The organism is Amycolatopsis sp. WQ 127309 (assembly GCF_023023025.1).
Lineage (GTDB): Bacteria > Actinomycetota > Actinomycetes > Mycobacteriales > Pseudonocardiaceae > Amycolatopsis.
The window spans coordinates 8,955,496-8,977,785 of the sequence record NZ_CP095481.1 but is presented as its reverse complement, the minus strand read 5'-3'; the positions used below and the strand labels follow the sequence as shown (position 1 = coordinate 8,977,785).

General features: G+C 70.5%; 21 protein-coding genes, 4 tRNA genes and 1 pseudogene. 18 read left to right on the top strand and 8 right to left on the bottom strand.

Annotated features, from left to right (window positions below; genetic code table 11):
• Nucleotides 1-100: 100 nt before the first annotated feature.
• Nucleotides 101-1,078: a hypothetical protein gene (locus MUY22_RS39535; protein ID WP_247052287.1), complete on the bottom strand. Its 978-nt coding sequence runs from the start codon at nt 1,076-1,078 to the stop codon at nt 101-103.
• Between the two features lie 211 nt (nt 1,079-1,289).
• On the bottom strand, nt 1,290-1,721 hold the full coding sequence (locus MUY22_RS39530; RefSeq protein WP_247052286.1) for an Lsr2 family protein: 432 nt from the start codon (nt 1,719-1,721) through the stop codon (nt 1,290-1,292).
• A gap of 268 nt (nt 1,722-1,989) precedes the next feature.
• Here MUY22_RS39530 and MUY22_RS39525 point away from each other — a divergent pair, with 268 nt between their 5' ends.
• Both MUY22_RS39525 and MUY22_RS39520 read left to right on the top strand, forming a co-directional pair.
• Nucleotides 1,990-2,277, top strand: a complete 288-nt coding sequence (locus tag MUY22_RS39525; RefSeq protein ID WP_247052285.1) for a helix-turn-helix domain-containing protein — start codon at nt 1,990-1,992, stop codon at nt 2,275-2,277.
• Nucleotides 2,278-2,466: 189 nt separating this feature from the next.
• A pseudogene (locus MUY22_RS39520) lies at nt 2,467-3,638 on the top strand (tyrosine-type recombinase/integrase).
• Between the two features lie 50 nt (nt 3,639-3,688).
• Here MUY22_RS39520 and MUY22_RS39515 read toward each other — a convergent pair.
• The 4 genes from MUY22_RS39515 to MUY22_RS39500 form a co-directional block, all read right to left on the bottom strand.
• Nucleotides 3,689-3,763 (bottom strand) — tRNA-Val (locus MUY22_RS39515).
• 1 nt (nt 3,764) lies between these two features.
• A tRNA-Cys gene (locus MUY22_RS39510) sits at nt 3,765-3,835 on the bottom strand.
• Between the two features lie 25 nt (nt 3,836-3,860).
• Nucleotides 3,861-3,933, bottom strand: a tRNA-Gly gene (locus tag MUY22_RS39505).
• A 124-nt stretch (nt 3,934-4,057) separates the two neighbouring features.
• Nucleotides 4,058-4,483 carry an SsgA family sporulation/cell division regulator gene (locus MUY22_RS39500; protein WP_033293569.1) on the bottom strand — a complete coding sequence of 142 codons (426 nt, stop codon included), beginning with the start codon at nt 4,481-4,483 and terminating at the stop codon, nt 4,058-4,060.
• Nucleotides 4,484-4,877: 394 nt separating this feature from the next.
• Between MUY22_RS39500 and MUY22_RS39495 the strand changes: the two genes are divergently transcribed.
• The 13 genes from MUY22_RS39495 (at nt 4,878) to MUY22_RS39435 (ending at nt 15,867) form a co-directional block, all read left to right on the top strand.
• Nucleotides 4,878-4,949 (top strand) — tRNA-Val (locus MUY22_RS39495).
• A 917-nt stretch (nt 4,950-5,866) separates the two neighbouring features.
• Nucleotides 5,867-7,396, top strand: a complete 1,530-nt coding sequence (locus tag MUY22_RS39490) for a sugar transferase (protein WP_247052284.1) — start codon at nt 5,867-5,869, stop codon at nt 7,394-7,396.
• Between the two features lie 184 nt (nt 7,397-7,580).
• A complete protein-coding gene (locus tag MUY22_RS39485; RefSeq protein WP_247052283.1) occupies nt 7,581-8,195 on the top strand; it encodes a malonic semialdehyde reductase in 615 nt (204 codons plus the stop codon).
• A gap of 140 nt (nt 8,196-8,335) precedes the next feature.
• Nucleotides 8,336-10,363: a threonine--tRNA ligase gene (thrS, locus tag MUY22_RS39480; protein WP_247052282.1), complete on the top strand. Its 2,028-nt coding sequence runs from the start codon at nt 8,336-8,338 to the stop codon at nt 10,361-10,363.
• Nucleotides 10,360-10,914 carry an HIT domain-containing protein gene (locus tag MUY22_RS39475; protein ID WP_247052281.1) on the top strand — a complete coding sequence of 185 codons (555 nt, stop codon included), beginning with the start codon at nt 10,360-10,362 and terminating at the stop codon, nt 10,912-10,914. The genes thrS and MUY22_RS39475 overlap by 4 nt, the downstream gene beginning before the upstream one ends.
• Nucleotides 10,915-10,967: 53 nt before the next feature.
• Nucleotides 10,968-11,498 (top strand): MarR family winged helix-turn-helix transcriptional regulator, encoded by a 531-nt coding sequence (locus tag MUY22_RS39470; protein WP_247052280.1) that lies wholly within the window; start codon nt 10,968-10,970, stop codon nt 11,496-11,498.
• Between the two features lie 89 nt (nt 11,499-11,587).
• Nucleotides 11,588-12,214: a phosphatidylinositol phosphate synthase gene (pgsA, locus tag MUY22_RS39465; RefSeq protein WP_247052279.1), complete on the top strand. Its 627-nt coding sequence runs from the start codon at nt 11,588-11,590 to the stop codon at nt 12,212-12,214.
• A complete protein-coding gene (locus MUY22_RS39460) occupies nt 12,211-13,128 on the top strand; it encodes a phosphatidylinositol mannoside acyltransferase (RefSeq protein ID WP_247052278.1) in 918 nt (305 codons plus the stop codon). The genes pgsA and MUY22_RS39460 overlap by 4 nt, the downstream gene beginning before the upstream one ends.
• 18 nt (nt 13,129-13,146) lie before the next feature.
• Nucleotides 13,147-14,292, top strand: a complete 1,146-nt coding sequence (locus MUY22_RS39455; RefSeq protein WP_247064355.1) for a glycosyltransferase family 4 protein — start codon at nt 13,147-13,149, stop codon at nt 14,290-14,292.
• Entirely contained in the window at nt 14,289-14,771 is a 483-nt protein-coding gene (locus tag MUY22_RS39450; RefSeq protein ID WP_247052277.1) for an NUDIX hydrolase, read from the top strand. The genes MUY22_RS39455 and MUY22_RS39450 overlap by 4 nt, the downstream gene beginning before the upstream one ends.
• Nucleotides 14,772-14,775: 4 nt before the next feature.
• Entirely contained in the window at nt 14,776-15,033 is a 258-nt protein-coding gene (locus MUY22_RS39445) for a hypothetical protein (protein ID WP_247052276.1), read from the top strand.
• 32 nt (nt 15,034-15,065) lie between these two features.
• The gene (locus MUY22_RS39440; RefSeq protein ID WP_247052275.1) at nt 15,066-15,332 is read left to right on the top strand and encodes a hypothetical protein; all 267 of its coding nucleotides are present in this window, start codon (nt 15,066-15,068) and stop codon (nt 15,330-15,332) included.
• 19 nt (nt 15,333-15,351) lie between these two features.
• Complete coding sequence (locus MUY22_RS39435; protein ID WP_247052274.1) at nt 15,352-15,867, top strand: XdhC family protein; 516 nt, start codon at nt 15,352-15,354, stop codon at nt 15,865-15,867.
• Nucleotides 15,868-16,002: 135 nt separating this feature from the next.
• Here the strand turns inward: MUY22_RS39435 and MUY22_RS39430 are convergent, their stop codons facing one another.
• Nucleotides 16,003-18,111, bottom strand: a complete 2,109-nt coding sequence (locus MUY22_RS39430; RefSeq protein ID WP_247052273.1) for an elongation factor G-like protein EF-G2 — start codon at nt 18,109-18,111, stop codon at nt 16,003-16,005.
• Nucleotides 18,112-18,240: 129 nt separating this feature from the next.
• Here MUY22_RS39430 and MUY22_RS39425 point away from each other — a divergent pair, with 129 nt between their 5' ends.
• The 3 genes from MUY22_RS39425 (at nt 18,241) to pdxS (ending at nt 21,716) form a co-directional block, all read left to right on the top strand.
• Nucleotides 18,241-19,689 (top strand): FAD-binding oxidoreductase, encoded by a 1,449-nt coding sequence (locus MUY22_RS39425; RefSeq protein WP_247052272.1) that lies wholly within the window; start codon nt 18,241-18,243, stop codon nt 19,687-19,689.
• A 30-nt stretch (nt 19,690-19,719) separates the two neighbouring features.
• Nucleotides 19,720-20,703, top strand: a complete 984-nt coding sequence (locus tag MUY22_RS39420) for a DUF5937 family protein (RefSeq protein ID WP_247052271.1) — start codon at nt 19,720-19,722, stop codon at nt 20,701-20,703.
• An 89-nt stretch (nt 20,704-20,792) separates the two neighbouring features.
• Complete coding sequence (pdxS, locus tag MUY22_RS39415; protein WP_256474872.1) at nt 20,793-21,716, top strand: pyridoxal 5'-phosphate synthase lyase subunit PdxS; 924 nt, start codon at nt 20,793-20,795, stop codon at nt 21,714-21,716.
• A gap of 4 nt (nt 21,717-21,720) precedes the next feature.
• On the opposite strand, the gene MUY22_RS39410 is transcribed toward pdxS, so the two are convergent.
• Nucleotides 21,721-22,284: a helix-turn-helix domain-containing protein gene (locus MUY22_RS39410; RefSeq protein ID WP_247052270.1), complete on the bottom strand. Its 564-nt coding sequence runs from the start codon at nt 22,282-22,284 to the stop codon at nt 21,721-21,723.
• Between the last annotated feature and the right edge of the window lie 6 nt (nt 22,285-22,290).

Below are 22,290 nucleotides of genomic sequence, written 5' to 3'. Positions count from 1 at the left end.
GACCGAGGCCCCACCAGGGCAGGGGAGTACCGGTTAGTCGCTGTACCTGTGTCGAGACGGTGTCAGGCCCTCATCGACGTGACGAGTCGTTGCGAGCATGTCATCGGTGCCGGCAGTACGGTCGAGCGTTCGGGCTGATATGGGCGAGAACCTCCGGAAAAGTCAGCGTCTCAACGAGTCCGGTCAGCTCTGTGAAGCACGTCGGTTGGAATGGCGTGGGTCGTTGGGGTGGCCCGGTTGCGTCGGTAGGTCGCCACGAGAGTGTCGTTGTCCTGTTGGGGACGTCAGTGGTGCCGACCCAGACCGCCGGTCGATCGGCGAACGGTGCTTCTGCGGCACCGAAGATGCGTCCGCCCAGATCTGTGAGCGCGAGAGGTATCTCTGCTTGTTTCCAGGCGAAGGAACCCCATACCTCGATGGCCTTGATCAGGTGGAAGGCGCCCGATTCGGTGTTCAGGAGCCGGTAGCCGAGCGTTTCCAACCCGATGCCGAGTGAGAAACCTGTCAGGTCTTCGCGCTCTGGATGGTTGTGGGCGGACCTACTGAGATGATCTGCTACCAGCTGGAGATGGATCAGCTCGTGAGCTAGAACTCCCAGGGAGCCGAGGAGCTCGCGATCCGCGGAGTAGACGTCGATGTCGGTCTGTCCTTCGACGGTGATCAGGCCGCTGTCCTCGCACACGTGGACACGGCAACCCCTGGCGGCGTACGTCACGTAGTCCATGTAGAAGGTCGTGATCACGGTCTCGCCGTCAGTCTCGACCAACTTGGGTGTCAATGCTTGGACCCGGTCGCCCGCGCGGTCGACGGCGACGGTGGCTGACCGGCTGAACCCTGACTTCGAGACGAGCAGTAGCCGGTTGGTCGGCAGGTTGAGGTGCTTTTGCAGCATGCTCTGAACCCAGGTCACGTCGGCGGGTCGGCCGCGCTCGATCACCTCGATGCTGATGACGATGGGTTCCCCGTCGAGGTCGCCTTCGATGACGACGTCGACCTCGCGCTCGATGCCCAGCACCGTGTCGACGAGGAGTTTGGACTCTGTCACCGTCACTCCCGGCGTCGCGAGCTGCTGTCGCACCAGGTGCACGATCGCCTGGAAAGGGGTTGACCGCTTCGGCATGTGATGAGCATAAGCAGGGTGGCGTCGACGCGACCGGAGGCGCGTGGTCGACGCTGGAGCCGGACGCATGTGTCATCTCTTGTCTCCAACGGGGCCGACTGACGGAGTTAGGGGCGTCAGTGTGCCTGAGTTGCAACCATGAAAGGTTATGTTCGTTCCTGTTCTAGTCTCATTTGCTCCGCCGGGTTCGTCGCTTCGGCTTCGTTGTGATTCGAGGCTCTCGGGTGGCCTCCGGGTTGCTGTCCTGACGAGATGAGTGGAATGCCTCGACGACCGACTTGGAGATACGTCCTTGATCGGCCACCTCGTAGCCGTTCCTTTGCGCCCACGCCCGGATGTCGTGAGCCGCCGTGTAGTCCGTGCTGGTCTTCGGTTCTTGCTTGGTGCTGTCGGTCGGCTGGCCGGCAGCAACCTTGATACGGCGTCCTCCGGTGCGGCGGCCGGCTGTCACATACGGCTCCATCGCTGCGCGTAGCGCTCCGGCGTTCGCGTTGGAGAGGTCGATCTCGTAGGACACGCCGTCGAGTCCGAAGGGGACAGTCTGGTCGGCGCGGCTGCCGTCCGTGTCGTCGGATATCTCGATGGTGACTTTCTTGGCCATCTGGAAACCTTTCTTTGTGGTCGTGTTTTTTTTTACTGCTGGTCTGACGAATAGTAGCGTCGCCGGAATCTTGCGGCGTTGGTGGTACCTGCGTTGACGAGGTTCTTTTGTATTTCTTTTCGAGTTACTATTGACTGCTCATGAGTTCGTCGGCATGGATGGCTATGTGCTGTGGCGAACACTTCCCTGAATCTGCCTCTGGTCGCCTAAGGAAAAAGGAGGAGTACGTGATGAAACCGAACACGCCGAGGAGCATGTCGTAGCCGCCGTGATCCGGGAGCTCGCGGCCGCGGTCCGCGCGACCGTGCCGGAGCCGCAGGCGGATCCGGACGCGCTGCTGACCGCAGAGGAGGCCGGGGAACTGCTGCACCTGTCGCCCAGGACCTTGAAGGACCAGGCCGCTGCCGGGGTGATGCCGCATCACCGATTCGGGAAGCACTACCGGTTCACCCGTGCCGATGTCGCCGAGATCGTGCGGCTGAATGCGGCGCCGGTGAAGCCGCCGCGCAGGCGGGCGTCCGTTGCGGACATTGCCCAGGACTTCCGCGCCGCGTGATGCGGACGGATCAACAGAGAAGAGGAGTGAAGGATGGCCCACGGCCAGCAAGAGCCCAGTACGGGTGAGTGGCGTGCCCGGTACAAGCGTCCCGATGGGACGTGGGGGAGCAAGTCAGGGTTCCCCAGCAAGGACGCGGCTGAGAACTGGGGGGTCGAGCAGGAGGCGCTGATCCGGCGGAACCTGTGGCTGGACCCGCGAGACGGGGAGACCCGGTTTGACGACTTCGCCGAGGAGTGGTTGGACGCGGTGTCGCCGCGGTTGGAGCTGAACACGGTCGCGAAGTACCGCTCGTTCCTCGACAACCAGCTGCTGCCGCAGTGGCGGGCGTGGCCGTTGATCGCGATCTTCAACGGGTACGTCGAGATCGAGCGGTGGCTCTCGGAGCTGCACGATGAGTTCGCCGAGTCGTCGGTGTCGTCGTACTTCGCGTTGTTCTCCACGATCATGAACGGCGCGGTGCGGGCCCGGATGATCCCGGCCAATCCCTGCAATGGCGTTCGGGTGACGAGCGGGGAGTTCGACACCGAGCGACTGGTGGCCACGCCCGCCCAGGCGCTGCGGGCCGCGATGCGGCTCTATGAGTTGGGGCTGGGGATGTCGGGCTTCGTGTTGTGCCTGATGGACGTTATACCGGCGCCCGATGGGGTGAACTTGTCGGGCAGCAACGGCACGAGTACGACGCTGAACGTCGTGGCATCGAGATCCGGTCGCCCCTGAAAGAGATCGGCGGGAAGGTCTACAAAGGAGGCCGAAAGAGTGATGATCATCACGCGGATGGCCGCCAGCGTCCGCCGACACGGCGTGGGAACTCCCGGCCGAAGAAGGGGCGGACGAAAACCCCTGCGGGGACTCGGTTCGTGGCGCTCCCGCCGGGCATCGCGGTGCTCTATGAGGAGTTGATGGACAGCCATCGGGATCCATTCGTGATGTCGACGCCGGAGGGGCATCCGTGGCGGCGGTCGAACTTCCGGATCCGGTTCTGGCGACCGGCCTGGGACGGTGTCGAGCTGGATGACGCCCGGGCGGGGGAGCGGCGGCCACCGATCCTGCCGACGTTCACCTTCCACGAAGGCCGGCACACGCACGCCACGTGGCTGACCGAGGACGGGATTCCGGAGGTCGCCCGGCGGGCGCGGCTGGGACAGAAGATGAAGGGCATCGCCCGCGTTTACGACCACGTGACGCCAGCGATGGTGAACCAGATCCAGGACGTCCTGGAGGAACGCTGGCTGCGATCGCTGGCGTCCCTGTACCCGGGCGAACGGGCGAAGCTGGTTTCCTGGTTCCCGCATCTGCGGTCCGGGAGGGCCATCCCGGCGCTGGGTGCCGTCGCCGGATTGTCGCCGACTGACGAGTAGAAGCCCTGCCCCTCCGGGGAGGGACAGGGCTTCTGACCTGCAGTTTCAGGTGGTGCGCGATACTGGGATTGAACCAGTGACCTCTTCCGTGTCAGGGAAGCGCTCTCCCGCTGAGCTAATCGCGCGAGGTGGAGACGGGATTCGAACCCGTGTACACGGCTTTGCAGGCCGTTGCCTTGCCTCTCGGCCACTCCACCGTGCCAGGCCTCGAGAAGCCTACCGAGCGGATGACGGGATTCGAACCCGCGACCCTCACCTTGGCAAGGTGATGCGCTACCAGCTGCGCTACATCCGCACTCCGCAGCTTCGGGGCCTTGAGGCTGTGTGCCTCACCCCGTCGCCGTGGTGTGGAAAAACCATATCGAACCCCGCGAACGGCTTTGACACCGGGGTGTCACTTGGCCGTTGCGGCGCCGTGATCAGGCCAGATCGTGCGGGATGAGGTGGGTCAGGGCGTCGTCGACGTCGACCCACAGGTGCTCGTTGCCCGGCAGCACCACGTCGTAGGTGCGGTCGAGGAAGTCGGCCAGCTCTTGGGCGGACGCCTCGAACATGGCGTGCCCGGACGGCGAGTTCAGCTCGATGAGCACCGATTCCGGGTCCTCGACCGACGGGCGGATGCGGACGTCGCCGTCGCCCGCGTCGGCCAGGAGGCCGTCCGCGAGGAGGTCGCGGGCGTACACCCACTCGACCCAGCCGGCGCGGCCGGTGCGGAAGGCGGCGACGACCGCGTACGGGTCGCGTGTGTCGTAGCGCAGCTCCACCTTCACCGGAACCGCGGGCGTCCGCGGCGCCAGCAGGTCGAAGACCGCCGTCGAGCGGAGCGTCACGTGATCGTTGCGCATCGTCCTACCCCTCGTCTCCCTTCCCGGCCCGGCCTGGCCGAGGGCGTCACCACTGGGACGCACCGGGAGGCCGATTCCGTCGCGGGTAAGCCGCAGATCACCCGTCCGGGCGCATCGGCCCCTGTCTGTCGTCCGTGGTTCACCCGCGGCACGCAGTACGACGGACGCGCCCGCGAGGGTCCCACCTGTCCATACTGCGCGGTTTGATCGCCGCGTGGTAGCACCGTCGCACGGATGTCGAACGTCGTGTCGGGCGGCCCCCGGGCCCCGCAACCCCGGTTAGCTCGGGGTTGTTCGTTCCGTACTCGCCGGTAAGCGGAGTGTGGTCGCTCAGGACCACCCGTTTGCAGGCGTTCTGAAGTCGTGCGCTACAGTTACCCCCAACACCCCGAGCGGGCGATTAGCTCAGGGGGAGAGCGCTTCGTTCACACCGAAGAGGTCACTGGTTCGATCCCAGTATCGCCCACACTCGAATCTGGAAGAGCCCTGCTTGCGGACTGCGCAAGCAGGGCTCTTCTCGTTGTGTCCTGTGGGGGCCGAGCCCCCACGCCCCCGCCGGGGGCAAGCCCCCGGACCCCCAGCGTGCGGTCACTTTCCGCGGGCGCTTTCGGCCGGCGCGATCATGGCTTTCATCCCCCGCGCGGGTAGGCGTGCGATCCGGAGTGAACTGTCTCCTTGAATCCGCCGTATGAGCTGTCAACAGAGCTTCGGGTCGGTGTCGCGGGCCCGGTGGGAGTTTCTTCCGGAAGCTGCCGTGTCGGTGGCTTTCTGTCGAACCGGGCCATGCTGGGAGGTGGTGGTGTGATCCTCGGCACGCGACGGCGACGCGCTCGCGCCGGGCCGTCCCGCCGTGACCGCGTGGTCACGGTGCGCAGCCGGTGGATCACCGGCTCGGCCGCGTCCGGGCCGTGGTCCGCTCGCGCAGGGTGATCCGTGACGGAAACCGGCACGAGTGACGACTTGGCGGCGAACGTCACCGCGTGATCACCCGGGCCCGGCACGGCGCCGTTCGATCCATTGTGGACCGCCGGTCCCTCGCGATGTCCACAGTGGATTCCGCCGGCCGCTCGGCCGTTCGGACCGGCAGCGTCCACCCGGGTGCGGGTATCGCGATTTTGGCTACATTGCGTAGTTTTCCTCGGGATACGCGCTATTACCCATCGTCATCATCTTGTTATCTTGCGGCCATTTTCTGGCGGGGAAGACGCACAGCATGTGGCTCGAAATCGTTGTAACGATGCTGAGAGAGTCGCCGATACCTTGCCTTGTGAAGCTTCCGCGGCCCCAGCGCGACCACCGAGTTTGCGATCACTCTCCGAAATCACTCTCGGTGACGCAGTGTGCCCGCGGTTACAACTCCGATTCCTGTTTCCGGGAGGTCTGATGGAAGAGTCGGTGCGGCCTTCGTACACGGTGGCCCAGCCACCGCCGCACATCGACCTCCAAGCCATCCCGCGACCCGCCAAGCGGGACGGGGTCCCGGCCGGAGAACCGGCCGGCACCCCGTCGCCCAAGGCGCTACCGGCGGCCTGGGAGGCCAGATACAGAGCCTGGGTCATCGGCAGTGACGTCTTCGTGACGCTGCTGGTGATCGCGATCAGCGCGTTCGTCATCGACCGCGTGGCTCCGCACGACATGCACGCGTTCGGCACGATCCTGGCGATCTTCGTCTCCCTGCCGGTGAGCCGGGCGTGGAGCCCGCGCGTGCTCGGCGAGGGGGCGGAGGAGTACCGCACCCTGGGCCGGGGCTTCATCACCGCGGCCGTCCTCGTGGCGCTGGGCGGGCTGCTGTTCGGCGCGCTCGAGGTCCAGGTCTGGGTGTTCGTCGTCGTCCCGGCGATCGCGCTCGTCGCGTTCCCGCAGCGCTACCTGCTGCGCCAGGTGCTGCACCGCAAGCGCGCCAAGGGACTCTGCCTGCTGCCGGTGATGGCCGCGGGCAGCCCGGAGACCGTCGCGGACCTCATCGCCCGCACGCGTTCCGAGGTCCACGTCGGGTGGCGCGTCGAGGCGGCCTGCACGTTCACCGGGCACGGCGCCGACCGCGACAGCGGGGAGATCGACGGCGTCCCGGTGGTCGGGCGGCTGGAAGAGCTGTCCCGGCACGTGCGCCGCGGCGGCTACCGCGTCGTCGCGATCACCGCGGACCAGTACTGGAGCCCGAAGCGCCTGCAGCGCCTGGCCTGGGACATGGAGGGCACCGGCGCCGAGATGGTCGTGGCACCCGTGCTGATGGAGGTGGCCGGGCCCCGGCTGAACGTCACCGGGGTGCTGGGGATGCCGCTGCTGCGGGTCACCGCGCCGATGTTCACCGGCGGGCGCCGCGTGGTGAAGGAGATCGTGGACCGCGCCGGCTCGGCGTTCCTGCTCACGATGATGTCCCCGCTGCTGCTCGCGATCGCGGTCGCGATCAAGCTGAACGACCGCGGCCCGGTGATCTACCGCCAGCACCGCGTCGGCCGTGACGGCGCCGTTTTCACCATGCTGAAGTTCCGGACGATGGTGACGAACGCCGACGAGATCCGCAAAAAGCTCCAGGCCGAGAACGAGGGCGCGGGCCCGTTGTTCAAGATGAAACGGGATCCGCGTATCACCCGTGTGGGTGGTTTGCTGCGCCGGTATTCGCTCGACGAGCTGCCCCAGCTGTTCAACGTCGTCTCCGGGAAGATGTCGCTCGTCGGGCCCCGCCCGCCGCTGCCGGAGGAGACCGCGCAGTACGCGCCGGACGCGCGCCGCCGGCTGCTCGTGAAGCCGGGCCTGACCGGGCTCTGGCAGGTGAGCGGGCGCTCCGACCTCACCTGGGCCGAGAGCATCCGGCTCGACTTGCGTTACGTCGAGGACTGGTCCCTCGCGCTGGACCTGGTGATCCTCTGGAAGACGTTCCGCGCGGTGATGGGCGGTCAGGGCGCCTACTGACCCGTCCGGTTTCCCACTGCGCTTTCCGCGCCACGGCCGCCGATCCCCGCCGCGGGGGATCGGCGGCCGTGCCTGTTCCCGGGGCTGGTGATCCACTTCACCGGCGCGGGACGGCCGGGAGTGAAATAGTTCAACGCTCAATCAGGTTGGACGGGGTGACCGACCCACGGAAGGAACCCCGCGCATGACCACCTTTGCCGAGCAGGACCAGGCCCTCGAGCTGCCCGCGGACGTCCAGAACCTGCTGTTCCGCGAGGCGCGCACGGCGAACAGCTTCAGCTCCGAGCCGGTGACCGACGAGCAGGTCCGCGCGATCTACGACCTCGTCAAGTGGGCCCCGACGTCGAAGAACACCCAGCCGCTGCGCGTGCTCGTGCTCCGGAGCGCCGAGGCGAGGGCCCGCCTGCTGCCGCACATGGCCCCGGGCAACCGCGGCAAGACCGAGGCCGCGCCGCTGACCGTCGTGCTCGCCGCCGACGTCGACTTCCACGAAAACCTGCCGCAGGTCTTCCCGCACGCCCCGGGAGCGAAGGACGCCTTCTCCGACGAGGCCGGCCGCGTCGAGTTCGCCAAGCTGAACTCGCTGCTGCAGGTCGGCTACTTCATCATCGGCGTCCGCGCCGCCGGGCTGGCCGCCGGCCCGATGACCGGTTTCGACGCCGCTGGTGTCGACAAGGAGTTCTTCGACGGCAAGCCGCTGCGCTCGCTGGTCGTCGTCAACGTCGGCAAGCCCGGCGAGAACCCGTGGTTCGACCGGTTGCCGCGGCTGGACTTCGACCAGGTCGTCGAGACCCTCTGAACTGACTACCCCGATCGGGCGGCCCGTCTCCGTTCCGGGAGGCGGGCCGCCCGGCATTCCCGGACGCGCGTGAGGCGCGAACCGGCCGCCGACTAGCATCGTCGGAGTCGTCTTTGTCACTCCAGTTCGAGGAGCCGATCGTGTCGCAGCCGTCCCCCGTTTCCCCCGTGGCCGCCTCCCGCGTGGTGGTACCGGCGGGCACTACGGCGGGGTCGGCGGTCCGCGAAGCGGGCCTGCCGACCAAGGGCGCGGACACGGTCGTCGTCGTGCGCGACGCCGAGGGCAAGCTGCGCGACCTCGCCTGGGCCCCGGAAGTCGACGCCGAGGTCGAACCGGTCGCCGCGAACACCGAGGACGGCCGCAGCGTCATCCGCCATTCGGCGGCGCACGTGCTCGCCCAGGCCGTGCAGCAGCAGTTCCCGCAGGCCAAGCTCGGTATCGGCCCGCCGGTGAAGGACGGTTTCTACTACGACTTCGCCGTCGACACCCCGTTCACCCCGGAAGACCTGCAGGCGCTCGAAAAGCGCATGAAGCAGATCGTGAAGGGCGCCCAGCAGTTCTCGCGGCGCGTTTTCGACTCCGTGGACGAGGCGAAGAAGGAACTGGCGGACGAGCCGTTCAAGCTCGAGCTGGTCGACCTCAAGTCCGAAGTGGACACCTCCGAGGTGATGGAGGTCGGCGAGGGCGAGCTCACCATCTACGACAACCTCGACCCGCGCACCAAGGAACGTGTCTGGAGTGACCTCTGCCGTGGTCCGCACGTGCCGACCACCAAGTTCATCCCCGCGTTCAAGCTGACCCGCGTCGCCGCCGCGTACTGGCGGGGGAGTGAGAAGAACCCGCAGCTGCAGCGGATCTACGGCACGGCGTGGGAGTCGGCCGAGGCGCAGGACGCCCACCTCGAGCGCATCGCCGAGGCCGAGCGCCGCGACCACCGCAAGCTCGGCGCCGAGCTGGACCTGTTCTCCTTCCCGGAGGAGATCGGCTCCGGCCTGCCGGTGTTCCACCCCAAGGGCGGCATCATCCGCCGGGAGCTGGAGAACTACTCGCGCCGCCGCCACGAGGAGGCCGGCTACGAGTTCGTGAACACCCCGCACATCAGCAAGGGCGAGCTGTTCCACACCTCCGGCCACCTGCCCTACTACGCGGACACCATGTTCCCGCCGGTGCAGTTCGACGAGGAGAACTACTACCTCAAGGCCATGAACTGCCCGATGCACAACCTGATCTTCCGCTCGCGCGGGCGGTCCTACCGCGAGCTGCCGCTGCGGCTGTTCGAGTTCGGCACGGTCTACCGCTACGAGAAGTCGGGCGTGGTGCACGGCCTGACCCGCGTACGCGGCCTGACGATGGACGACTCGCACATCTACTGCACCAAGGAGCAGATGCCGGGCGAGCTCCGGTCGCTGCTGAAGTTCGTGCTCGACCTGCTGGCCGACTACGGCCTCTCCGACTTCTACCTCGAGCTGTCCACCCGCGGCGACTCGGCGAAGTTCATCGGCGAGGACTGGGAGTGGGAGGAGGCCACCGAGACACTGCGGCAGGCCGCCGTCGACTCCGGCCTCGAGCTGGTCCCGGACCCGGGCGGCGCGGCCTTCTACGGCCCGAAGATCTCGGTGCAGGCCAAGGACGCCATCGGGCGCACCTGGCAGATGTCGACCATCCAGCTGGACTTCAACCAGAACAAGCGCTTCGAGCTGGAGTACACGGCGCCGGATGGCACCCGGCAGACGCCGGTGATGATCCACCGCGCGCTGTTCGGCTCGATCGAGCGCTTCTTCGGCGTGCTGACCGAGCACTACGCGGGCGCGTTCCCGGCGTGGCTGGCGCCGGTGCAGGTGGTCGGCATCCCGATCACCGCCGACCAGGTCGGCTTCCTGCGTGACGTCGAGAAGGCGTTGCGCGCCAAGGGGATCCGCGCCGAGGTCGACGCCAGCGACGACCGGATGCAGAAGAAGATCCGCACGCACACCACGCAGAAGGTGCCCTTCATGCTGCTGGCCGGCGCGAAGGACGTCGAGGCGGGCGCGGTGTCGTTCCGCTTCCGCGACGGCGGGCAGATCAACGGGGTGCCGGTGGCCGACGCCGTCGCCGCCATCGCCGGCTGGATCGAGGGCCGCGAGAACGCGTCGCCCTCGGCCGACGCGCTGGCGGTGGTCGTCCGGTGAGCGACGGTCCCGAAGCCGGTCCCGACCTCGTAGAGCAGCAGGGCGTCGGGGTCCAGGACACGTTCCACCGCCTCTGGACCCCGCACCGGATGGCCTACATCAAGGGCCACGACAAGCCGGACGGCGACGAGGAGCCCGGCTGCCCGTTCTGCCGGATCCCGGCGATGGACGACAAGACCGGCTTGATCGTCGCCCGCGGCGAGGTCGTGTACGCGGTGCTGAACCTCTACCCGTACAACCCGGGGCACCTGATGGTGGTGCCCTACCGGCACGTCGCGGACTACACCGACCTGACGCCGGAGGAGACGCGCGAGGTCGCGGAGTACACCCAGCACGCGATGAAGGTGATCCGCGTGGTGTCGGGTGCGCACGGGTTCAACATCGGGCTGAACCAGGGTGTCATCGCGGGCGCCGGGATCGCCGCGCACCTGCACCAGCACCTGGTGCCGCGCTGGGGCGGCGACGCGAACTTCATGCCGGTGATCGGCCAGACGAAGGTGCTCCCGCAGCTGCTGGGCGAGACGCGCGACCTGCTGGCCGACGCCTGGTGAACCCGTAACCGGCAACCCCTGGTTGAGGGTTCAACCAGGGGTATGCTGGGGGTATGTCCGATACTCGATGGCTCAGTGACGACGAACAGCGCGTCTGGCGTGAATTCAACCTGGCCACGCGCATGCTCAGCGCGCACCTCGAGGCTCAGCTCCAGCACGACTCGGGCATGCCCCACACCTACTACGAGGTGCTCGTCTCGCTGTCGGAGGCGCCCGGCCGCCGGCTGCGGATGAGTGAGCTCGCCGACGCGCGCCAGGCGTCGCGCAGCCGGCTCTCGCACGCCGTCGCGCGCCTGGAGGCCAACGGCTGGGTCCGCCGCGAGGCCTGCCCGACCGACAAGCGCGGCGCGTGGGCTGTCCTGACGAAGGAAGGCTTCGCCGCCCTCGAAGCGGCGGCCCCCGGACACGTCGAGGCCGTCCGCGAGAGCCTGTTCGACCCGCTGACGCCGGAGCAGGTGGCCGCGCTGGGCGAGATCAGCGCCGCGATCCGCAACGGGCTGTCGCCGAAATGCGCCGCGGCGCAGGCCGCCGAAGAAGCTCGCGAGTACCCGGGCGAGGTCGTCCGGCTGCCGAAATCGGGCTGACGCGGGGCGGCGCGTCGGGTTCACCGGGGCGGGTCGATAGGCTGCCATCGCCCACCCGACCCTCGTAGCCAGGTGCCTCAGACGAACCGATGCTCAATATCTTCGCGCGTGCCTCCGTTTCCCGCGTCACCGATCCGATCGGCCAGGCGCTGGTCCGCGCCGGGCTGACCCCGAACGCGATGACCGTGCTCGGCACCGCCGGCGCGATCGCCTGTGCCCTCGTCTTCTTCCCGAACGGCTTCCTGCTGTGGGGCACGTTCACGGTGTGGGGCTTCGCCATGCTCGACCTGCTCGACGGCGCCATGGCCCGGGCCCGCGGCTACGGCACCCCGTTCGGCGCGGTGCTCGACGCCACCTGCGACAGGCTGGTCGACGGCGCGCTGTTCGCCGCCATCGCCTGGTGGTGCTTCGTGGTCGACGACAACCACCCCGCCGCCGCGGCGGCCCTGCTGTGCCTGGTGCTGGCCCAGGTCATCTCCTACGTCAAGGCCCGCGCCGACGCGTCCGGCCTGCCGGTCGACGGCGGTCTCGTCGAACGCGCCGAGCGGCTCATCATCGCGCTGGTCGGCACCGGGTTGCACGGCCTCGGCGTGCCGTGGACCGTGGACATCTCGCTCTGGCTGCTGGCCGTGCTCTCGGTCATCACGCTGCTGCAGCGCTTCGCCGGCGTGGCGAAAGCGGCCCGTGAGGCCGCCGCCGGGGAGCAGCCGGTATGAGCAAGCTCTCCGGCAGGCTCAGCGAGTTCGGGTACGCCGCCGCGTGGCGGCTGGCCGGCTGGCTGCCCGCCGGGTTCGGCGGCACCGTGTTCTCGCTGGGGGCTGACCTCGCCGTCCGCCGCGACGCCGGGGGCGTGCGGCAGCTGCGCACGAACCTCGCCCGCGTGGTGCCGCAGGCCGACCCGGCCGAGCTGGACGAGCTGACCCGGCGCGCGATGCGCTCGTACGCCCGCTACTGGCACGAGACGTTCCGGCTGCCGTCGATGGACCAGAAGCAGGTCAGCGGCAAGGTCGCGGCCTCGATCACCGGCGTCGAGAACCTCGACGCGGCCCTCGCCGAGGGCAACGGCGCCGTGATGGCGCTGCCGCACAGCGGCAACTGGGACATCGCCGGCGTCTGGCTGGCCGACTACCTCGGCGGGTTCACGACCGTCGCCGAGCGCCTGAAGCCCGAGTCGCTCTACCGCCGGTTCGCCTCCTACCGCGAGTCGCTCGGGTTCGAGATCGTCCCGCTGACCGGCGACAGCTCCGCGATGCGCGTGCTGCTCAAGCGGCTGCGCGAGAACAAGGCCGTCTGCCTGGTGGGCGACCGCGACCTGACCGACAACGGCATCCCCGTGAAGTTCTTCGGCGAGCCGGCCCGGATGCCCGGCGGCCCAGCGCGGCTGGCCGCGACGACCGGGGCCGCGCTGATCCCGGCGGGCTGCTGGTTCACCGAGGACGGCTGGCAGGTCCGGCTGCACCCGCGCATCCGCGTCACCGCGCGGGCCGAGGTCCCGGCCGCGACGCAGGCGCTGGCCGACATCTTCGCCGGCGACATCGCCGCGCACCCCGCCGACTGGCACATGGTGCAGAAGTTCTGGCCCGCGGACATGGAGGCCGCCGAGCCGGGCAGCCTCGAAGAAGCGAGCTGAGCCGTGACCGCGCGACCGATGCGGATCGGGATCGTGTGCCCGTACTCCTTCGACGTGCCCGGCGGCGTCCAGGGGCACGTGATCGACCTGACGAAGGCGCTGATCTCCCGCGGGCACCAGGTGTCCGTGCTCGCGCCCGCCGACGACGACGCGGACCTGCCCGGGTTCGTGCACCCGGCCGGCAAGGCCCTCGGGATCCGGTACAACGGCTCGGTCGCCCGGCTCCAGTTCGGCCCGGTGTCCTACGCCCGCGTGCGGCGCTGGATCCGCGAAGGCGACTTCGACGTCCTGCACCTGCACGAGCCCGCCGCGCCGAGCCTGTCGCTGCTGGCGCTGCTCATCGCCGACGGCCCGATCGTCGCGACCTTCCACACCGCGACGACCCGGTCGCGCACGCTCTCGGCGTTCCAGCCCGTGCTGCGGCCGCTGCTGGAGAAGATCACCGCGCGGATCGCGGTGTCCGCGCTGGCCCGCCGGGTCCAGGTGGAGCACGCGGGCGGTGACGCCGTCGAGGTTCCCAATGGCGTCGACGTCGAGTTCTTCTCCTCAGCGACGCCGTTGCCGGGCTACCCGCGGGCCGGCGGCACGGTCGGGTTCGTCGGCCGGTTCGGCGAGCCCCGCAAGGGCATGGGCGTGCTGCTGGAGGCGCTGCGGCGGATCCTGCCGGAGTTCGAGGACCTGCGGCTGGTGGTCGTCGGCCGCGGCGACGATGACCAGCTGCGCCGCGACGCCGGTCCCGAGCTGGCGCCGCACCTGGAGCTGCTCGGCCAGGCCACCGACGCGGTCAAGGCCCAGGCCCTGCGCAGCGTCGACGTCTACTGCGCGCCCAACACCGGCGGCGAGAGCTTCGGGATGATCCTCACCGAGGCGATGGCCGCGGGCACGCCGGTGCTGGCGAGCGGCCTCGACTCGTTCCGCCGGGTGCTCGACGACGGCCGGGCCGGGATGCTCGTCGAGACCGGCGACCCGGGCGCGCTGGCCGACGGGCTGCGCGAGCTGCTCGGCGACCCCGCGCGCCGGGCGTCGCTGGCCGCGGCGGCGGGGGAGCGCGTCACCATGTTCGACTGGTCCGTGGTGGCCACGCAGGTGCTGCGGGTCTACGAGACGGCCGTCGCCGCCGACCCGCGGCGCGTCGCGGCGCCGGAGCGGGAGTTCGCCCGGTGAGCGTGCTCGGCTGGCTGCTGCCGGTGCTCGCGGTGATCGTCGTGCTCGGCGGGCTGTTCCTGGTGGCGACGGCGAACCGGCTCGACCGGCTGCACGTCCGGATGGACGCGGGCTGGGCGGCCCTCGACGCGGCGCTGGCCCGCCGCGCGGTGGTGGCCCGGGCGGTCGCCGTGGTGCTGGGCGACGCCGAGCTGCGGACGTCGGCCGAACGCGCCGAAGCGGCGCCCCGGCCCGACCGCGAGACCGAGGAGAACGAGCTGACCCGGGAGCTGAGCCGCGTCGACCGGGCGGGCCTGCTGCCCGAGCTGGCCGAGGAGCTGACCGACGCCGAGCACCGGGTGATCATCGCGCGGCGCGTCCACAACGACGCCGTCCGCGACACCCTGCGGCTGCGGCGCCGGAGGAAGGTCCGGTACTTCCGGCTGGCCGGGACCGCGCCGGTGCCGGAGTACTTCGAGTTCGCCGAGCCGGAGGTCTGACGCCGTGAGCTGGTGGGTCGTCGTCGAGGAGCAGCGCGGGTCGGGTGACGGCCGGAGCTGGTCGCTGTCGGACACTTTCCCGTACACCGACCGGGAGACCGCGGAAGCCGAGGCCCTGCGGCTCGCGCGTGAGTACCAGCCGGTCTACCCGTGGTCGGAGAAGTCGCGGTGGGTGCTGCGGGTCGCGGGCGGCTACCTGGTGATCGTCGACGGCCGCACCTCGACGTTCCACTTCCGGCTGACCGTGGGCGAAGAGATCTGAAACCTTCGCGCGCCCAGGCGCGTCGGAAGGGCATGAGTTCCATTTGGTGGGTCGTCATCGAAGAGCAGGGTGGCGCCGGGGACGCCCGGGGCTGGTCGGTCGCGGAGGCGGAGCGCTACCCCGACCGCGAGAGCGCGGAGGACGAGGCGTACCTGCTGGCCAAGCAGCACCGGCCGGCGCGCCCGTGGTCGCCGCAGGGCCGGACGGTGCTGCGCGTGGCCGGCGGGTACCTGGTGCTGATCAAGGGCAAGACGGACACGTACCAGTTCCGCGTCTCGCTGGGCGAGGAAGTGCGCTGAGCGGGGGCACAATGGCGGGATGAGTGAACCCGAGGCCTGCGAAGTCGCCCACGGCGCCGCCGAACCGGACTCCGGCGTGCGGACGCTCGTCGCCGTCTTCGCCTCGCCCGTGTCCCGGTACCTGCTGAAGTTCGCGCGGGACCTCGGGTTCCACGTCGCGCTGGTCGACCCGGACGCGGCGCGCGCGACCGACGTCCCGGACGGGTTCGAGGCCGCGACGACGTTCCCGCCGCTCGACTCCTCCGCCGACGTCGTCGTCACCGACCACCACCGGCCAGAGCTCGGCGCGGTGCTCAAGGCGGCGCTGGAGGAGAAGCCGCGGTGGATCGGCGTGCTCGGCAACCCGCGCCACCCCGGCCCGCACCTGGCCGCGCTGCGCGGCCTCGGCGTGCCGGACGCCGAGATCGCCCGGGTGCACCGCCCGGTCGGACTGAACATCGGCTCGCGCACGCCTCCGGAGATCGCGATCGCCACGCTCGCCGGCCTGCTGGCCGACCGCAACAACCGCCCGGGCGGCTTCGACTTCACCCGCTAACCCCGCGACCCGGCCTGCTTTCCGTACCTCGCGTGATCAGAGCCGTAACTCGCGTGATCGGAGCCGTACCGCGCCGGATCACGCGAGTTACGGGCCTGTTCACGCGAGATACGGCTCTGATCACGCGAGACCCGGCTAGTGGACCGCCATGCCTTCCGGCATCGGCTCGAAGCGGGCGTGGTGGCGGCTGAACGTCGCCGTGCCCGAGGTCATCGAGCGCAGGTCGATGAGGTAGCGCAGCAGCTCGGTCGCCGGGACCTCGGCCTTGATCATCGTCCGGCCGCCGTCGCCGGCTTCCGTGCCCAGCACCCGGCCCCGGCGGGACGACAGGTCGCCGAGCACCGTGCCGAGGTGCTCGTCCGGCAGCCGGATCGCCACCTCCTCCAGGGGCTCGAGCATCGTGATGTGCCCGTTCGCCGCGGCCTCCCGCAGGGCCAGCGCCCCGGCCGTCTGGAACGCCGCATCGGATGAGTCGACGCTGTGCGCCTTCCCGTCGACGAGCGTCACCTTGATGTCGACCACCGGGTGCCCGTCGCCGAGCCCGCGCTGCAGCTGGGCCCGCACGCCCTTCTCCACGCTCGGGATGAACTGGTGCGGCACCGAGCCGCCGACGACCTTGTCGACGAACTGGAACCCGCCGCCGCGCGGCAGCGGCTCGACCTCGATGTCGCAGACGGCGAACTGGCCGTGGCCGCCGGACTGCTTCACGTGCCGGCCGTGGCCCTTGGCGAGCTTGCCGAACGTCGAGCGCAGGCTGACCTTCACCGGCTCGGTGCCGACGTCCGCGCCGCCCGCGCGCAGCCGGGACAGCACGACGTCGGAGTGCGCCTCGCCCATGCACCACAGCACCAGCTGGGCGGTCTCGGCGTTGCGGTCCAGCCGCAGTGTCGGGTCGCCGGCGACGAGCCGGGACAGGTTGCGGGCGAGGGTGTCCTCGTCGCTGCGGGTCTTGGCGACGACGGCCACCGGCAGCAACGGCTCCGGCATCGTCCAGGGTTCCATCAGCAACGGCTCTTCGGGGGACGACACGGTGTCGCCGGTCTCCGCCGAACCGACCTTCGTCAGCGCGCAGAGGTCGCCCGCGACGCAGTAGGGCACCTCGCGCAGGTTCGCGCCGAGCGGGGAGTAGAGGTGCGCGACGCGCTCGTCGGCGTCGTGGTCCTCGTGCCCGCGCTCGGCGAGGCCGTGCCCGGACACGTGCACCGGCCGCTCGGGCCGCAGCGTCCCGGAGAACACCCGGACGAGGGAGACGCGGCCGACGTAGGAGTCGACGGCCGTCCGGACGACCTCCGCGGCGAGGGGGCCCGCGGGGTCGGCGGTCAGCCCGGCGTGCGGGTCGCCGCCGGGCGTGGTGACGTCGGGCGGGGCGTGCTCGAGCGGGGAGGGGAACGCCCGGACGATCCCGTCCAGCACCTCGGCCAGGCCGGTGCCGGTGGTCGAGCAGACCGGGATGACCGGGTGGAAGGTGCCGCGCGCGACGGCCGTCTCGAGGTCGGCGATCAGCGTCTCCTCGGCGATCTCCTCGCCGCCGAGGTAGCGCTCCATCAGGGTTTCGTCTTCGCTCTCGGCGATGATCCCTTCGATGAGCTCGTTGCGGGCCTCGGCCAGCCGTTCGAGGTCGGCCGGGTCGGGTTCGCCGAGCTTCGGCGGATGCCCGCCGGAGTAGTCGAAGTACCGCTGGGTGATGAGCCCGACGAGGCCGTCGGCCGCGGGCAGGTAGAGCGGCAGCACGCCGGCGCCGAAGGCGGCCTGGCAGGCGGCGATCTCGGCCATCGGGTCGGCCCGGTGGTGGTCGAGGCGGGAGACGACGACCGCGCGCGGCATGCCGACGGCGGCGCACTCCTCCCACACCGCGACGGTCGCCGCGTCGACCCCTTCGGCCGCGCAGACGACGAACAGCGCCGCGTCGGCCGCGCGCAGCCCGGCCCGCAATTCGCCCACGAAGTCCGCGTACCCGGGGGTGTCGATCAGGTTGATCTTGTGGCCCTGGTGCAGCACCGGGGCCACCGAAAGCCCGACCGAACGCTGCTGGCGGACTGCCGCCGGGTCGTGGTCGCACACCGTCGTCCCGTCGACCACCGAGCCGGCGCGCGACACCGTGCCGGACGCGGCCAGCAGAGCCTCGGTGAGGGTCGTCTTCCCCGAGCCCGACGGGCCGACGAGCACCACGTTGCGGACCTTGGCGGGGTCGTTCACAGCGACGGCGGCCCCGGTGTCGGCGTTCTTGGCTTGTCGGTCGGCCATGACGGCTCCTCGGCGAACGGCGAGTGTACGAGATGTGTCCTCGATCACACACCCGCTACCCTGGTCACGGCAAGGCGCGGGTCCCGGGACCAGCCGAATGCCCGGGGGAGCGGGGCAGGGGGAGTTTCGATGACGGTGAACAGGCGGACTTTTCTGCGGATTTCGGGGGCGGTTCCGGTGGCCGGTCTGGCCGGCGGGCTGCCAGGAGACGAATGGGACCGGCTCCGGCGGAAACTGGCCGGACCGCTGTTCCGGCCGGGCGATCCGGGCTACCCGGAGGCGAAGCAGGGCTACTTCACGATGTACGACCACCGCGTCCCGGCGGCCGTCGTCGGCGCGACGCGGATCGAGGACGTCCAGGCCGCGGTGGGCTTCGCGGCCGGGCACGACCTGCCGATCGCGGCGCGCAGCGGCGGCCACAGCTATCCCGGCTATTCCACTGTGGACGGCGGGATCGTGGTCGACCTGAGCCGGTTGGCGGGCATCGAGGTCCGCCCCGGCGGCCGCGCGGTGATCGGCGCCGGGGCGCGGCTGGGGCCGATCGCCACGACGCTCGCCGCGGCCGGCCGGGTGCTGCCCGCGGGCAGCTGCGACACGGTCGGCATCGCCGGGCTCGCCCTCGGCGGCGGCGTCGGGGTGCTGGACCGGAGGTACGGCCTGACGTGCGATCACCTGGAGGCCGCGCGGATCGTCACGGCGGACGGCCGGGCCCGCACGGTCTCGGCGGCGTCGGAGCCGGACCTGTTCTGGGCGCTGCGCGGCGGAGGCGGCGGCAACTTCGGGATCGTCACCGCGTTCACGTTCCGGACCGTGCCGATCACCGACGTCGCCACCTTCCAGCTGTCCTTCCCGGTGGGCACGCAGGCCGCGCTGTTCGCCGCCTGGCAGGAGTGGCAGCCGGCGGTGCCGGACGAGCTGTGGTCCGGGATGGGCCTCGGCGACGACCACGCGAACCTCGGTGGCACGTTCCTCGGCCCCGAGACCCGGTTGAAGGAGCTGCTCGACGACCTGATCCGCCGGGTCGGCACGCCACCGGCCGAGCAGCGGCGGCGGACCGCGGACCACCTGTCCGCGATGCGCTCGTTCGACGACCGGGAGGCCCGGCCCGGCGCGGTCGCCGCCCGGGCGGCCTACGTCGGGACGTCGCGGATGCTCACGCGGCCGGCCGCCGACCCGGCCGCGGTCGTCGACGTGCTGATCCGGGACCCGGGCGTCGACACCATCATCGACGCCGGCGGCGGCGCCATCGCGCGCGTCGGCGTCCGGGACACGGCGTTCCCGCACCGGCACGCGCTGGCGAGCCTGCAGTTCCTGCACAGCGCCGAACCGGGCGAGGGCGGCGAGGCCGGGGCCCGGCGGTCGCTGGCGGCCGTGCGGGACGGGCTGGGGCCGGAGTTCGGCACCACCGGGTACGTCAACTACCTCGACCCGGAGCTGCCGGACTGGCCGGTGGCGTACTACGGGCCGAACCTGCCGCGGCTGCGCGCGGTCGCCCGGAAGTATGACCCGCGAGGAATTTTCGCTTTCCCGCAAGGACTTTCCGAGCCCCGCTCGACTGTCCACAAGGGAGCGCTCTAACCTGGAGCCGTTCCGGCGGCAGGAGGCAGCGTGCTCGACCTGGCATTCTCCACAGAGGACCTGGCCCACACCCGGTTCGCGTTCTCGCCCGCGTGGGAGATCGTGGCGAGCGTCCGCGTCCTGAACCAGCCGGGGGAGCACGCCCTGCACCTGCCGTGGGTCAAGCGGGCCACCGCGGCTCTCGGCGAGGCCGGGCTGGACATCTCGCTCCTGCGCGAGCTGGTGCCGCTCCGGCACCTCCCGGGCTTCCTGGCGGGCACGCCCTCGACGCCGGTGCCGGAGCTGGCCGACGAGCTCGCCGACCTGCGCGACGTGCCCGCCCGCTTCGTCCGGCGGGAGCTGGACGCGATGGCCGGGCCGCGCTCGCTCGCGTTGAACCGCTTCCACCGCGACCCGGAGGCGGGCCTCGACCGGCTCGCGACGCTGATGGAGCGGTACTGGGACCTCGTGCTGGCCCCGGAGTGGCCGCGGATCCGCGCCCTGCTCGAGGCGGACGTGCTGCACCGGTCCCGGCTGCTGGCCCGCGGCGGCGCGGCCGAGCTGTTCAACGACCTCACGCCGATGGTCCGCTGGCAGGGCGGCACGCTCACGGTGGCGCACCGGCACCTGCACGCCGCCGTCCCGCTCGACGGGCGCGGCCTGGTGCTGGTGCCCTCGGCGTTCGTCTGGCCGCGGGTGTTCTCCAAGACCGACCCGCGCTGGCAGCCGGTGCTGCGGTACCCGCCGCGCGGGATCGCGACGCTGTGGGAGACCGGCACCGCCGTCGCGCCGGGCGCGCTGGCCGCCGTGGTGGGCCGCGGCCGGGCGATGCTGCTGGCCGAGCTGGCCGCGCCGGCGTCCACTTCGGAGCTGGCCCGCCGCACCCGGCTGAGCGCCGGGGCGGTGTCGCAGCACCTCGGTGTCCTCAAGGCCGCGGGCCTGGTCAGCGGGCACCGTGCCGGACGTCACGTGCTCTACACCCGCACCCGGGCGGCCGAGGTCCTGGTCGCGGGCGCGGGCGAAGTGGACTGCTGAGATACCCGTGTACTGGCCTGCCTGAAGAGGCCACCGCCGACCTACGCTCGGACTGGCAACCACCCGATCTCGTGTCGAAAGGCCTCGTCGTGCCCGAGCAGCAGACCACCCCCCAGAACGGCTCCGTCCAGTCGGTCACCGGCACCGCCAAGGTGAAGCGCGGCATGGCCGAGATGCTCAAGGGCGGCGTGATCATGGACGTGGTCACCGCCGAGCAGGCGAAGATCGCCGAAGACGCCGGCGCGGTCGCGGTGATGGCGCTCGAGCGCGTGCCCGCCGACATCCGCGCCCAGGGCGGCGTCGCGCGGATGAGCGACCCGGACCTGATCGACGCCATCATCGAGACCGTCTCGATCCCGGTCATGGCGAAGGCCCGCATCGGCCACTTCGTCGAGGCGCAGGTGCTGCAGTCCCTGGGCGTCGACTACGTGGACGAGTCCGAGGTGCTGACCCCGGCCGACTACGCCAACCACATCGACAAGTGGGCGTTCACCGTCCCCTTCGTCTGCGGCGCGACCAACCTCGGCGAGGCCCTGCGCCGGATCACCGAGGGCGCGGCGATGATCCGCTCCAAGGGTGAGGCCGGCACCGGCGACGTCTCGAACGCCACCACGCACATGCGCAAGATCCGCGGCGAGATCCGCAAGCTGACGTCGCTGCCGGAGGACGAGCTGTTCGTCGCGGCGAAGGAGCTGCAGGCGCCGTACGAGCTGGTCAAGGAGGTCGCCGCGAACGGCAACCTGCCGGTGGTGCTCTTCACCGCGGGCGGCATCGCCACCCCGGCCGACGCCGCGATGATGATGCAGCTCGGCGCCGAGGGCGTGTTCGTCGGCTCCGGCATCTTCAAGTCCGGCAACCCGGCCCAGCGCGCCGAGGCGATCGTCAAGGCCACGACGTTCCACGACGACCCCGACGTGCTGGCGAAGGTCTCGCGCGGGCTGGGCGAGGCCATGGTCGGCATCAACGTGGAAGAGATCCCGGAGCCCCACCGCCTCGCCGACCGCGGCTGGTGACCTCCTAGAGGTATTCGGAGATCTCGACGCCGTAAGTACCCGGCTCGAGGGCTTCGAACAGGTGCGGGACGTCGCCGGGGTAGGAGATGTAGTCGCCGGGGAGCAGTTCCTCCGGCTCCTCCTGCGGGCCCACCCTGGCGCGTCCCGCGCACAGCACGATGTGCTCCATCACGCCGGTCATGTGCGGGTCGGACCGCCGCGGCGTGCCCGGCTCGCCGCGGATCACGTAGATGTCCCGGCGGGCCGACGGGGGACACGCGGACAGCAGCGTGCACGCGTAGTCGGCGTGTTCGGCGAACACCGTGGGCCCGTTGCCGGCCCGGATCACCCGGACCTTCGGCCGTTCCGGCTCCACCAGCCGTGAGAACGGCACGTCGAGCGCGACGCCGAGCGCCCACAGCGTCTCGACGCTCGGGTTGCCGGTGCCGGACTCCAGCTGTGAGAGCGTCGACTTGGCCAGGCCGGCGCGGCGCGCCACCTCGGTCAGGGACAGGCCCGCTCGGTTCCGTTCGCGGCGCAGCGACGCCGCGATGATCTCCAGCGGCGCGCCGGTGGTTTCCTGCGACATGCCGTT

Bases quoted from the DNA above. Each gene is read 5' to 3' on its own strand.
- MUY22_RS39530 (WP_247052286.1), bottom strand. From the start codon at position 1,721: ATGGCCAAGAAAGTCACCATCGAGATATCCGACGACACGGACGGCAGC.
- MUY22_RS39500 (WP_033293569.1), bottom strand. From the start codon at position 4,483: ATGCGCAACGATCACGTGACGCTCCGCTCGACGGCGGTCTTCGACCTG.
- MUY22_RS39490 (WP_247052284.1), top strand. From the start codon at position 5,867: ATGGAAGAGTCGGTGCGGCCTTCGTACACGGTGGCCCAGCCACCGCCG.
- MUY22_RS39485 (WP_247052283.1), top strand. From the start codon at position 7,581: ATGACCACCTTTGCCGAGCAGGACCAGGCCCTCGAGCTGCCCGCGGAC.
- MUY22_RS39470 (WP_247052280.1), top strand. From the start codon at position 10,968: ATGTCCGATACTCGATGGCTCAGTGACGACGAACAGCGCGTCTGGCGT.
- pgsA (WP_247052279.1), top strand. From the start codon at position 11,588: ATGCTCAATATCTTCGCGCGTGCCTCCGTTTCCCGCGTCACCGATCCG.
- MUY22_RS39460 (WP_247052278.1), top strand. From the start codon at position 12,211: ATGAGCAAGCTCTCCGGCAGGCTCAGCGAGTTCGGGTACGCCGCCGCG.
- MUY22_RS39455 (WP_247064355.1), top strand. From the start codon at position 13,147: ATGCGGATCGGGATCGTGTGCCCGTACTCCTTCGACGTGCCCGGCGGC.
- MUY22_RS39440 (WP_247052275.1), top strand. From the start codon at position 15,066: ATGAGTTCCATTTGGTGGGTCGTCATCGAAGAGCAGGGTGGCGCCGGG.
- MUY22_RS39435 (WP_247052274.1), top strand. From the start codon at position 15,352: ATGAGTGAACCCGAGGCCTGCGAAGTCGCCCACGGCGCCGCCGAACCG.
- MUY22_RS39430 (WP_247052273.1), bottom strand. From the start codon at position 18,111: ATGGCCGACCGACAAGCCAAGAACGCCGACACCGGGGCCGCCGTCGCT.
- MUY22_RS39425 (WP_247052272.1), top strand. From the start codon at position 18,241: ATGACGGTGAACAGGCGGACTTTTCTGCGGATTTCGGGGGCGGTTCCG.
- MUY22_RS39410 (WP_247052270.1), bottom strand. From the start codon at position 22,284: ATGTCGCAGGAAACCACCGGCGCGCCGCTGGAGATCATCGCGGCGTCG.